9 protein-coding genes are annotated in these 12,803 nt (G+C 53.1%); 5 read left to right on the plus strand and 4 right to left on the minus strand.

Features of this window, described 5'->3' with window-relative positions; translation table 11 throughout:
- Nucleotides 1-13 precede the first annotated feature (13 nt).
- The 3 genes from ACK3CJ_RS15270 to ACK3CJ_RS15280 all read left to right on the plus strand — a co-directional run bounded on the left by ACK3CJ_RS15270 (nt 14) and on the right by ACK3CJ_RS15280 (nt 4,780).
- Complete coding sequence (locus ACK3CJ_RS15270) at nt 14-1,159, plus strand: lipocalin-like domain-containing protein (protein ID WP_409523073.1); 1,146 nt, start codon at nt 14-16, stop codon at nt 1,157-1,159.
- 218 nt (nt 1,160-1,377) lie between these two features.
- Nucleotides 1,378-3,873: a cache domain-containing protein gene (locus tag ACK3CJ_RS15275; protein WP_409523074.1), complete on the plus strand. Its 2,496-nt coding sequence runs from the start codon at nt 1,378-1,380 to the stop codon at nt 3,871-3,873.
- A 34-nt stretch (nt 3,874-3,907) separates the two neighbouring features.
- Complete coding sequence (locus ACK3CJ_RS15280) at nt 3,908-4,780, plus strand: urea carboxylase-associated family protein (protein WP_409523075.1); 873 nt, start codon at nt 3,908-3,910, stop codon at nt 4,778-4,780.
- A gap of 58 nt (nt 4,781-4,838) precedes the next feature.
- Here ACK3CJ_RS15280 and sbcC read toward each other — a convergent pair whose 3' ends face one another.
- On the minus strand, nt 4,839-7,859 hold the full coding sequence (gene sbcC / locus ACK3CJ_RS15285) for an exonuclease subunit SbcC (protein WP_409523077.1): 3,021 nt from the start codon (nt 7,857-7,859) through the stop codon (nt 4,839-4,841).
- The gene (sbcD, locus tag ACK3CJ_RS15290; protein ID WP_409523078.1) at nt 7,856-9,121 is read right to left on the minus strand and encodes an exonuclease subunit SbcD; all 1,266 of its coding nucleotides are present in this window, start codon (nt 9,119-9,121) and stop codon (nt 7,856-7,858) included. The genes sbcC and sbcD overlap by 4 nt, the downstream gene beginning before the upstream one ends.
- 353 nt (nt 9,122-9,474) lie before the next feature.
- Between sbcD and ACK3CJ_RS15295 the strand changes: the two genes are divergently transcribed.
- Nucleotides 9,475-10,029, plus strand: a complete 555-nt coding sequence (locus tag ACK3CJ_RS15295) for a hypothetical protein (protein WP_409523079.1) — start codon at nt 9,475-9,477, stop codon at nt 10,027-10,029.
- 107 nt (nt 10,030-10,136) lie between these two features.
- On the opposite strand, the gene ACK3CJ_RS15300 is transcribed toward ACK3CJ_RS15295, so the two are convergent.
- Nucleotides 10,137-10,340, minus strand: a complete 204-nt coding sequence (locus tag ACK3CJ_RS15300; protein ID WP_409523080.1) for a hypothetical protein — start codon at nt 10,338-10,340, stop codon at nt 10,137-10,139.
- Between the two features lie 276 nt (nt 10,341-10,616).
- Between ACK3CJ_RS15300 and ACK3CJ_RS15305 the strand changes: the two genes are divergently transcribed.
- Nucleotides 10,617-11,237: a hypothetical protein gene (locus ACK3CJ_RS15305; protein WP_409523081.1), complete on the plus strand. Its 621-nt coding sequence runs from the start codon at nt 10,617-10,619 to the stop codon at nt 11,235-11,237.
- 498 nt (nt 11,238-11,735) lie between these two features.
- Here the strand turns inward: ACK3CJ_RS15305 and ACK3CJ_RS15310 are convergent, their stop codons facing one another.
- Complete coding sequence (locus ACK3CJ_RS15310) at nt 11,736-12,689, minus strand: LysR family transcriptional regulator (RefSeq protein ID WP_409523082.1); 954 nt, start codon at nt 12,687-12,689, stop codon at nt 11,736-11,738.
- Between the last annotated feature and the right edge of the window lie 114 nt (nt 12,690-12,803).

The following is a 12,803-nucleotide window of genomic DNA, read 5'->3' on the forward strand; positions in this document are numbered from 1 at the left end:
TGTGGATACTGTTATGAATTCAGACAGCCGCCTGAAGTCGGTGCTGATCGAGCGTGTACGAAAAGCTGCTACAGGACTGGGGCTTTTACTGTCGCTTGTACTGTTTTTATTACTATTGACTGGCTGCGATCAAAGCGCAGAACATGCAACGCGCAGCGGATTTGCCGGACTGGATGCCAGCGGTGAAGGATTTGCCGAGGTGCTACCTGGCCACACTCTCAGCTTTCCTGAGGACCATGCGCCACACCCAACCTTTCGCACCGAGTGGTGGTATCTGACTGCGAACCTGCAGGGGCCTGACGGCACATCCTATGGTGTTCAATGGACCCTGTTTCGCCAGCCGCTGGACGCCGATACACCCAGAGGCGGCTGGCAGAATCAGCAGTTGTGGATGGGACATGCAGCCATCACCTCTGCCGAACAACATCTGCACAGTGAGACCTTTGCCCGTGGCGGTATTGGCCAGGCCGATGTGCAACTGGCACCCTTTCATGCCTGGATCGATAACTGGCAACTACTCAGCCTGGCCGATACAGGTGATGATCCGCTGTCTAATCTGCGACTGGAAGCCACAACAGAAACCTTCAGCTATCGGCTGAATCTGACAACAGATCGGCAGGTCGTGTTGCAGGGTGAACAGGGTTTCAGCCAGAAATCCGAGCAGGGACAGGCGTCCTACTACTACAGCCAGCCTTTTTTCGCTGCAGAGGGCGAGTTACAGATTGGAGATCAGGTGATCCCCGTTACCGGGCAGGCCTGGATGGACCGAGAGTGGAGCAGCCAGTGGCTGTCGGAAGGACAGCAAGGTTGGGACTGGTTTTCGCTACATCTGGAGACAGGCGAAAAGCTGATGCTGTTTCAACTGCGCCATGCAACCGATGAGCCCTTCTACTCCGGCACCTGGATCAGTGCCGATGGAGAAGCCAAATCGCTGCAACGATCCGTGATCAGCATGAAGCCTCTGCATCACACCACTGTTGCAGACAAACAGCTGCCCACCGTCTGGGAGATCGAGATCCCCGAGCGCGAGCTGAAAATCCAGATCTCGGCCCTGAATCCCACGGCCTGGATGGAGACCTCCTACCCTTACTGGGAAGGGCCGATCATAATCAATGGCAGCCATCAGGGTGTCGGCTATCTGGAGATGACCGGTTACTGAACTAACTCCACACCACACCACACAACAAAAGCAACGAACCGCATACCAGATTTTTAGAGGTACCTATCAGAGACAGCAGACATAAGTCGTAGGTAATGTGATCAAACTGGTTTAAAGTAGTAGAACCAGCACGGATGTCTGCTGAGTGGAATGCCTTCTGCTCTTCACTTGGATAACATCGATCGCCCTATTGATCAGGGGTAGTAAAAGGCAACCGTGTGCGTTTGAATATCAATGAAAAAACTGTCCCTCGACTGCATCTGATCGGCACGCTGATCACTATTCTGGTTCTGACCACACTACTGGGTGGATATCTGTCCTGGCAGGCTACGCTGGATTATCGCGCGTCAATTGCCCGCATCAAGGCAGCCGCCACCACAGAGCAGCAGAACCGCCTGCAAAACGAGATGGACTCGGCCCTCAGCTATATCGACTACACTCGCTCCCGAACCGAGGCAATGTTACGTCATGGCATACGTGAGCAGGTAGACAACGCAATGCAGATGGTGGAGGCGATCTATCTGCAAGCATCTGTTCATCAACCTGAAGAAGAGATCAAGCATCTGATCATTGAGTCACTGCGAGATATTCGTTTCTTCGATGGTCGGGGTTACTTCTTTATTGATGACATGGATGGCCAGTTTATTCTTCTGCCGACGTCGCCCGAAATCGAGGGCAGCATGGGTATCGATAACCGTGATGATACCGGCCACTACATCATGCGCGGGCTGATCGAAGCAGCGAAACTGCCTGCGGGGGAAGGCTACTCTCGCTACCGCTGGTACCGACCTGACAATCCGACTGAAATGGCCGACAAGCTGGCCTATGTTCGCTACTTCGAGCCTTTTGACTGGCTGATCGGCACAGGCGATTACACCTATGAATGGGAGCAGATTCAGAAGCAAGCAGCGGTGGAGCGCTTTCGCAGTTTCCGCTTTTCCGAAAGTGGCTATATCGGATTGATTGATCAGTCGGGCTACATACTGCTCTCTCCGGGCGATCCAACACTGGAAGGTAAGCATTTCAGCGCAATACCACCCACCGAACGTGAGGTGTTGAAGACAGTGTACGAACATGCCCAGTCGGGTGGCGGTTTCATCCAATATGTGCTCACTGATCCCGTTTCGGACAGCACCTACCTGAAAACAGCGCTTGTCACCATGACCTCCCCCTGGGACTGGATTCTGGTTGTTACCATACAGGATGATGAGATGAAAACATCTCTCAACAAAGAGCTCGCCGCGCATCAAGCCTCATTGGGTGAGCAAGTCTGGACACTCACCGGTGCCGTGACTGTCGCACTGATCTTCGGAGTGGGTGCCTCTTTGCTTTTTTCCTTCTGGTCACGCAGCCTCTTTACGCGCTATCACGAAGACAATCAAGCCTTCAGTCGTGCACTTCAGAACAGTCAGGAACGTTATCGCCTGATTGCCAATAACAGTAATGACATCATCTGGTTGATCGACCTCCCGGACAAAACCTTCAGTTATATCAGCCCCTCGGTGCTGAGATTACTGGGCTACTCCCCTACTCAAATGATGCTCGATCCTTTTGGAAAATCCCTGACTGAGGAGTCATCAGGCCGGTTTGAGCAGCAACTGCAACTGGAAATAGACAAGATTGGTTTGGGTGATATGTCCGGTTGTAATTTTGCCCTTGAGCTGTGGCACCTGCGCAAAGATGGCAGTGTACTGCCGACAGAAGCAGTATTGACCCTGTTGCTGGATGAAAACAGCCAACCAAGGCAGTTGCTGGGTGTGTCCAGAGATATCACAGAGCGTAAACGTACCGAGGGCCAGTTACACCTTGCCGCCAGTGTTTTCACGCATGCCCGCGAGGGAATCATGATCACCACTGCAGACGGCGAAATACTGGATGTGAACGAAACGTTTAGCCGTATCACGGGTTTCACGAGAGAGGAAGTACTTGGACAGAATCCACGCATTCTCAATTCAGGACGACAGAGCCAGGATTATTACAAACACCTCTGGCAGTCTTTAATCAAAACAGGGCACTGGAGCGGCGAAGTCTGGAACAGACGTAAAGATGGCGAAGTCTATGCCGAGATGTTGACCATCAGCGCTGTTAAGAATGCCCGGGGTAATACCACTCATTACGTATCACTGTTTTCCGATATCACAGACCTCAAGCGGCACGAGCAGCAACTGAGGCATATCGCGCACTACGATGCTCTCACCCATCTGCCGAATCGGATTCTGCTGGCAGATCGCATGCATCAGGCGATGGCACAGGCGATCCGGCAGGGACATCTTCTGGCAGTCGTCTATCTGGATCTGGATGGATTCAAGGCAGTCAACGACACCCATGGCCATCAGGCCGGTGATACACTCCTGATCAAGGTTGCCGCACGCATGCAGGAAGCGCTGCGTGATGGCGATACTCTGGCACGACTGGGTGGTGATGAGTTTGTAGCCGTACTGGTCGACCTGGATAGTCAGGAAAGTTGCATACCGATTCTTGACCGCCTGCTGAAGGCAGTTGCAAAACCGATCCAGCTCGATAGCGCCAGTGCCGAAGTCTCTGCCAGTATCGGTGTTACCTTCTACCCAGAAAGCAGCTCAAGCGGTCTGGTAACCGATGCTGATCAGCTCTTGCGAGAGGCGGATCAGGCGATGTATCAGGCTAAAATGTCCGGCAAGAGCCGCTACTGTTTTTTTGATCAGATCGCATCAGACGAGGAAAAAGTGCTATAACCTTCGTACCGAATTCAGAGTAACGGAGGCGATCATGTCGGGTACAGAAGCCGCTTATCAGGCGGGAGAAGGATCATCACTGGCGATTGACAAGGCACTATACGACCGGATCAGAGAAGCACCGGGGCGCACGCTGACCGAATCGCTCACCATCCCGATCCGCAGTGGGCGGGCATGGAAGGTACCTGCCGGTCATGTGTTTCGTATTGTGACACTGGAGGGCCCGCAGGTTGCGGATCTCAATCTGTGGAATCTGCACAATCCGCGTGAGCGCTTCTGGGCTTCACGCACGCGCCAGATTCAGCGGGCGCATATCAGTATTCATGATCGCCTGTGGAGCGTTCTGCCCTATCTTCGCCCCATTGCCACCATCACTGACGACAGTCTGGCTGACTACGGTGTGGATGCCGAGGGTGGGCGTCTGCATGATCTGCTCGGCACGCGGTGCGACCCCTATGTCAATCACCTGCTGACTGGTGAGGATTTCGATTTCCATTGCCACTCCAATCTGGTGCGGGCCGTGCTCCCATACGGACTGGATGAGCGGGATGTGCATGATGTGCTGAATGTGTTCCAGTGCACCGGGCTGAACGAGCAGGATCAGTATTTCATGAAGGCCTGCCCGGCGCAGAAGGGTGACTATCTGGAGTTCTTTGCCGAGATAGATCTGCTCTGCGCACTATCCACCTGCCCAGGTGGCGATCTGTCGGTGCCCCTGTGGGGACCGGAGGCTCGCGATCCGCTGGAGGTATGTCGCCCGCTGGGCGTCGAGATCTATCAGCTCGCCCCCGATACGCTCGAAGGCTGGATGGCACCTGAATCGCCAGCCTATCGAGGCGGGCATGGCCTGCGCCAGCCGGAGGTCGACTGGACCGCAATCAAGGCCGAAAAATTCGGCAAGAGCTGATTTGCCCGTTTCAAAAGCGCTTATCTGAACCTTTTAGCTGGATACTTAGCTGGACCTCTTAACTGGAAAGAGTCAGCGTACTGACCCCCAGACCGCTGCTCTTACTGACCTGTATCTGCACCGGGATACGTTCCTTGAGCGCCTCGACATGGCTGATGATACCGATCGTCTTGCCACTGGCATTGAGGTTATCCAGCGCATCCAGCGCCACCTCAAGGGTTTCGGCATCCAGCGTGCCAAAGCCCTCATCCAGAAACAGCGAATCAATACTGGTTTTGTGGCTGACCAGGTCAGACAGCGCCAATGCCAGTGCCAGACTGACCAGAAAACTCTCACCACCGGACAGGGTCCGCGTATCACGCGCAGCATCCGCCTGCCAGGTATCGACCACCTCCAGATCCAGCTCGGCACCCGTCTTGCGTGCCAACTGATAACGGTTATGCAAACGGGACAGATGGTCGTTGGCTATGGCGATCAGATGATCCAGTGTCAGCCCCTGAGCAAAGCGACGATACTTGTCGCCCTCGCGTGAGCCGATCAGGCTGTTCAGGCGCTGCCACTGTTCATACAGGTTCTGCTGCTGGCCTATCTGCTGCTGCAGGGAGGCCAGTTGCTGGCGTCGCTCGCTGTCTCCTCGAAGACGCGCCAGCAGATCACCTTGCTTATGACTCAGTTCGCGCAGCCGCTCAGTCATCTCCTGTTGTTGTGCCCTGAGCTGATCCAGTGGCAGCTCAGTCAGAGACTCTGCCTGCAGCGATGCCTGCAGTTCAATCGCAGCTTCCAGTCTGGATGTCGCATCCTGCAACCGTCGTTCAAGCTCCTGCCTGAGTTGCATCAGCGCCTGACGCTCAGCCTCTGGCAACAACGCCGCTCGGAACTGAGCCTCATCTTCGAAGGGGCTTTGCTCCAGCGCGCTCTGCCACTCCCGCTCTCGTACTGTTGTCTGCTCTGCCTGCAGTCGGCAACTCTCATTCTGAGCGTGCAGTTGCCCTTCCAACCGGATCATCTTCTCCAGCAGATTCTCCAACTGGCCTATCACCTGTGGCAGCGCTGAAGAAGCGATTTCAACTGGCGATAACTGTGGCAGAGAAGGTTGATCAAGCAAGTGTGTCAAATCCCCTTTCAGCTCCAGGCTACGCTGTTGCAACACTTCAATCCGCTGTGCGTGCAGCTGCCACTGCTCAAGCTGCTGATTCAGTTGCACCTGCTGATCCTGCTGCAGGCGCGACTGATCTCTGGCCTGCTGCAGCTGCTTTTCCTGCTGCTGTACTGCAGACCGTGCCTGATCCAGTTGTGCCAGACGATGCTCCAGACGGACTCGTTCAATCTCCTGCTGCTGCGCATAGTGCTCAAGCGCTGTCTGATTCAGCAGGGTGGCATTCAGTGCTGCACACTCCATATTCCAGGACTCCAGCGCCTTCTGCCACTCCTGCTCATAGCGCTGCAGCTCCTCTTCCAGCTTGCTCCGTTCAGTATCAAGCCTGGTGACATGCTGCGTCGCCGTTTCGCCCTGCTGCCGAACCGCCTCTAAGTCCTGCTGTTTAATCTGCAGCGCCTGCTCGGTCGCCGATAATTCAAGCGCCTGATAGGCCTCGATCGATGGGTGCTCACGTGAACCACACAGCGGACAGGCTTCATCCGGCTGCAACACCGCACGATAGCCCTCCAGCTCGATGATGCGCTGCTCCTGCAAGAGCAGACGCTGTTTATCCTCGACCTGTTCTTTCAGGCTTTTCCAGTTGTCGCGCAAGCTGTCCCTCAGCCTGAGCTGCTCAGCCAACTCCGGTTTCAGCCGCTCAAGACGCTCATGTGCCTGCTGCCGTGACTTCTGTATGCCCGCTTGTTGCTTCCCCAGCTGTTGCAGTGACTGCACTATCAGCCGACGCTCATGCAGAGCACTCTGCTGTTGTCGCAGTTCCGCTTCCGACAGGTCACCCAGGCACTCGTTGACCGCCGACTGGGCATCCTCCAGCTGTTTGCTGGACTGCTGTAATAATGCCTCGGCTGCCTGTTGAGCTTGCCTGAGAGACTCCTGCTTTGCCGCCAGCTCTCTATTGCCCTGCGCCCATGATTGATTTGCCTGCTGCTGCAGCTGAATCCACTCAGATGATAGCTGTTCACGCGAGCGAATCAGTTCGTTGCTATTGGCTTCAGCCAGCGTCAGTGCTTGAACAGCCTCTTGCCTGTTCTGCCATAGAGGCCGCAATCGCTCGGCTGGCTCACTGCGTTCAAGGCGTTGCAGGTCGTTCTGTTTTGCAATCTGCTGCTCGCTCACTTGCTGTTGCTGCAACCGGCACTGTTCAACGCGCTGCTGTGCCTGCTCCAGCTTTTCACACCAGGTGATGAGAGCAAGATTTTTATCCCTCTCTTCTGTGCCCTGCTGCTCCTGCTGAGCCAGTTGGCTGCGCTCAGTTTCCAGTGCTGCCAACACCTCATCGCTGAGCAGTTCCACTCCCTCCATCCGGCTTTTCAGCAGATCCAGCGTGTGCTTCTCCTGAACCGTACGCTCATAAACCCGCGCCGATATCACACCGTAAATTTCACTGCCGGTCAGTTCTTCCAGCAACTCTGCGCGCTCGTTCGGACTGGCATTCAGAAACGCCGCAAAGCCACCTTGCGCAAGCAGCATCGAGCGGGTGAAGCGGGCAAAGTCGAGCCCTGTCAGTTGCTCAGTGATGGCGAGCTTTTCATTGATTTTGCTGCTGAGTATCTCGCCGTCTGCGATGCGGGCCAGCTCAACACGCGGTGCCTGCAGATTGCCATCCACCTTGTCTCGGGAGCGACGCTGGCTCCAGAAAGCACGATAACCGACCCCTTTCACCTCGAACTCGACTTCGGCAAGCGCCTCGGCAGTGTGGTGAGTCATCAGTTCATTACTGCTGGCCGAGACCACCTTCATGCGTGGTGTCTGGTGATAAAGTGCCAGGCAGATCCCATCCAGCAACGTCGTTTTACCAGCCCCCGTGGCACCGGTAATGGCAAACAGGCCATTGTTGGCAAACGGGGCCTGAGTGAAATCTATCTTGAACTCGCCTTTCAATGAATTGAGGTTTTTCAGACGCAGCGTGAGTATTTTCATGCCTGCTGCTCTCCACTCGAATGTACGCTGATCTGCTCGTGTGCTATCTGCTCCAGCAGTTGTCGGTGCATCAGCAGTAATGCCTGACGTTGCTCATCATCCAGCTCTTCCTGCTCCAGGCGACGGATAAACACCTCCTCCGGAGTCAGCTCTGCCAGCGTCTCTTTCATCTGTTCGGCCAGCCCGGATGCAGCCTGGTTGCGTTCCCGACGGATACGCAGTACTTCCAGTGGTAATCCCTGGGTAATGCTTTGAATCCGCTCCTGCAGATCGTTCAGGTAGCTATCGGCTCGAATCGTGACCTCCGCCCACACCGGGCAATCCACCGTTCCCTGTGCAGCAGCCTCCAGCAGCTGTCCGGCAATCTGTTCCAGGTCACCTTTTACCGACACCATCGGACGCCAACGGGGCACTTTCAGTGGGCTGATCTGCTGCAGTGAAGTCGCGTCAAACTCCACCAGCAGTACCTCTTTCTCCTGCTTCGTCTCATCAAAACTCAGTGGAATGGGTGAGCCGCAATAGCGCAGATGAGACTGCCCGGCGATCTGCTGCGGCTTGTGAATATGTCCCAGCGCGAGATAGTCGACCGGCGGAAAGGCGTCAGCAGGCAAGGCATCCAGTGTCCCTATATAGATCTCACGCACTGATTCGGTCATGGCGGCCCCCATCACCGTCAGGTGGCCACTGGCGATAATCGGTAGATCCAGTCCCTCTCGTCCCTCTAACCTCAAAGCCTCTCGCCTGGCCAGCGCCAACTGCCAGATCTGCTGATATTTGTCCCGAATGGCTACTCCCAGCGACTGCTGCTTGTCTTTGGCATCCTCACCCGCCTGACTGGTGATCAGCTCACGCGCCCGCATGAAGGGCAGTGCGCACAGCAGCAGACCCGGCTTCCCGTCACGATCCGGTACCAGCAGCAGATGCTCCTCCGGCTGGGCCAGGCCCGGCAGTACATGGGTATTGAGACAAGCCAGCAGGGCCTTGGACTCCTGCAACATCGCCACAGAGTCGTGATTACCGCCAACCACCACCAGTTGCGCGCCGGTGCTCTGCAAAGCCACGATAAAGCGGTTATACATTTCGCGCGCATAGCTAGGAGGTGAGGCCGTATCGAAGATATCACCCGCCACCAGTACCAGATCCACCTGATGCTCGCTGACCTGCTCGATCAGCCAGTCAAGAAAGGCCTGATGTTCTGGCTGGCGGCTTTTGCCGAAAAAGTGCTGGCCCAGATGCCAGTCGGAGGTATGGAGCAGGCGCATAGCATTCCCTGTCGAGACGGTGAGCGGATATGGTAGCAGAAATTCGTCAGGGCAATAGCGCCGATGGATACAGGTCCGAGCTGGTGATACCGCTTCTGTGCGACCCGCTTTTCGTCATCCCTGACTGCTCGACTGCCACTTGCCGCCCTTATATTCCCATTGCATAAGACACTGCAACGGTTTGCCGCTATAGCGGCACAGGCTTGCCACATAGGTTTTCATCTCAATACAAAACCTTCTCCAGATTTACAGCAAAGCAGCGAGCACGCGCAAAGCAGAACAAGGTTGGAGTTTTTTGGCCTGGAATATGCATATTTCAGACTGAGATACCACAAACATAAGGAAAAACTGTTATGAGCAGTATTACAGGAACAGGATTTTCGACCTATACCAACCACCAGGCTCAACGTGCCAACACGGAACATAACCAGACCCAGACGACTAATATCACGTTTGGAGAGGCATTCAATAAAGCGACCAGCACGCCAAAGCCTTCTGAGCAGATACCACATTCACATAGCGTTGAGTCGAATACTTATAGTGCCAATGCCAATAATGAATATGTGGCGAGAACAGGCAACACATATATTGATGAAAATGGAGTGAAGCAGGATATTCGTAGATTTGCGATGACAGATTGGGAACTTCAGTATATGAATAACAGTGGCAACACTACCTTTCCGAAGCTGAATAGCTTAAGTGATCGGGAAAGCTATTATCTTGGCAGAATTTTAAGCGATATCAAGACATTAACTTTAAATGAGTTTGGTATAGAGGCCAATTCGCAAGAATATGTTGACCAAGTGCTGCTGAATCCGGCTAAAAATGAGGAGGTTCACCAGAGATTTTTTGAAAACATCCAGACCGATGAGCGCATGAAAGATTATATTAAATATTATTCTACTTAGTTTCCGCTCACAAGCGAAAAGCCATTGAAAATAAAGTAAATTATTCCTGATAGCATTAAAAATACCCTTGCGCTCCCGAGCTCAAGCGTACCACCAGGGCAATAGCACTACCTGATCACGATGAGTGCCGATCCGGGCTGGTGATACCGCTTCCGTGCGACACGCTTTTCGTCATCCCTGACACACTCGACTGCCGCCATCCGTGACGGCAGACGGTCGCCCAGAATCGGTACCACCACCCCTCTACAGTGCGGTGCCAGCCGACAACAGGGTAGTGTCATGCCACGGATCAGACCAGAAGCATTCATCAACTACCTGTACTCCATCCCCTTCAATTGTTTATTGTCTGTATTCCTGTCAGGACAACAGCGACTTTCCGCCCTTATATTTCCATTGCAGAAGACACTGCAACGGTTTGCCGCTATAGCGGCACAGGCTTGCCACATAGGTTTTCATCTCAATACAAAACCTTCTCTAGATTTACAGCAAAGCAACGAGCACGCGCAAAGCAGAACAAGGTTTGAGTTTTTTGGCCTGGAATATGCATATTTCAGACTGAGATACCACAAACATAAGGATGAACTGTTATGAGCAGTATTACAGGAATGGGATTTTCAACCTATACCAACCACCAGACTCAACGTGCCAACACGGAACATAACCAGACCAGTGTGACGACCAATTTAGTGTCTGAAAAATCAGATGTCTCTCTGTCTGACGCAAGAAGTAATTCTGGAAGTGAAAGTATAAAAAAATCAGGTGATTTTTTAGCTGAGGTTGAGTCTGCTATAAGAAATTCTCACTCTGAGAGTGGACTATCTGGGAGTGAATTAAATAAAGAGACAGTTAAAGCGTATTCACTTCCTTTATGGTTATCAAGTTATACTGCAGGGAGTATTTATAACAACAATGTTGGTGTTTCTCTTGATAATGGTCTCTACACAGTTAGTGATCCTATAAAAAATGGTAAAGTTGAATGGGTATATAACCTACCTGATGATCAGAGAGAAAGATATAATGACCTTGTTGTTAGTCATTATTATAGCGCACTGCGGCAAACTGGGATAAAAACGCCAGATGATTATGTTAATTATCTCAACACTGATAACAGAACTAGTCAGATTTTGATTGAAGAGGTAATGAATAATTTAATGAAGGATGATTCTGAATTGATGAGCTTGATAAAAACTGCTAAAAACTTAACTTAAAGGTAAATTCACGATTAAAAGACTTGTATTTGTGTTTTCTATCACATCTGCCAGCGTTGTTAGCGCTTCCCCAGATATTATTAATGCACTGATTAATGATGGTGCCGATCTAGTGATGATTGATGATGCATCACTGGAGAGTATTAGAGGCTCAGCTCTTATCAATTACATATGAAATTCCGGGAAAGTATCCAGCTCGATGAGCGCATGAAAGATTATATTAAATATTATTCTATTTAGTGTCCGCTCATAAGCGAAAACGTGTGTCCGAAGATGTTGTTGGGGAAATTCTGTTAAGCAGCGGCAATAATTACACCCCTTTGACGTGGTCCCGCGCTGGGCTCTCCGAAGGACGGTGTGGTCGGGTCTGGCTGACCGTCTGCCGCCAGGACGGCGGCAGTCGAGCCCTCAGGGACGAGTTCACGGCGTGTCAGACAGAGCCGATCACATCGGCCCAACAAGACGTTAAGCCAGTTTGGTAACTGAAAACCGAAATTATCAATCAGGTAGTGGATGGCAGTCGAGCCAGTTCGCCTGCAAACAGGCTTCGACAAACCACGCCAGTGCCCGTCCGGTATTGTCTTTGCGCCAGGCCAGATAGAGCGGCACCTGCGGGCGTGGAACGCTGCACGGCAGCTCGATCAGATCTCCGTTGGCCAGCAGCGAAGCCGCAAGATGGCGCGGTACAAAGCCCACGCCTACGCCCAGGCGCTGCGCCTCCAGTTTGGTGTTCATATCTGCCACACGAACACGCTGCCGACTGTCTGGCAAGCCAACTGAGCGCGCTGGTGTACTCAGCGAGGAATCGGCCACCACCACGGCGGGATAGGCGGCTATCGCAGCGGCATCCAGTGGTCCGTCATGCAGAGTCAGCGGATGCTCCGGTGCCACCGCAAACACAAAGCTCACCTCACCCATCAGGCGATACTCAAAGGCACCTTTGGGCAGGTCGCCACTGCCACCCAGAGTCAGATCACAACGATCACCAACCAGCGCCTCCCAGGCACCACCCAATACCTCTTCACTGATATCCAGTGCCACCGGCTTCTCCAATTGATGAAAAGCTCGAATCTGCCGCAGTAACGGCTCTACCGGCAGGATGGTATCGCGCGCGATGCGCAGTTGAGTTTCCCAACCTGATTCCAGCTGCCTGACGGCCTCTTCAAGACGATTGGCAGCCTGCAGCAACTCGCGCCCCTCTGCCAACACCAACTGGCCCGCTGATGTCAGACGCGCGCGCTGCCCACTGCGATCAAACAGACTGACCTCCAGCTCAGATTCAAGCTTCTGCACTGTGTAGGTCAAAGCCGAAGGGACCCGAAACAGCGCATCGGCCGCTGCTGAAAAGCTACCCTTGCGCTCTATCGCATCCAGCACTCTAAGGGCATCCAGTGTGATGGCGTGGTGCATGATATTGTCGCTCGCATGATGTTCAAAAAATTTGAATATCAATATCAAATCATTCCGCTTTTCTGTCAAGTGATTCAGGCATAAAGTGAACTCATGGATTATTTGAACACCAAATACTATTCAAAAATGACGAAATGAATGAGGTTATCAACATGA

Origin of the sequence: Nitrincola salilacus, from assembly GCF_046271865.1 — a bacterium.
Lineage (GTDB): Bacteria > Pseudomonadota > Gammaproteobacteria > Pseudomonadales > Balneatricaceae > Nitrincola > Nitrincola salilacus.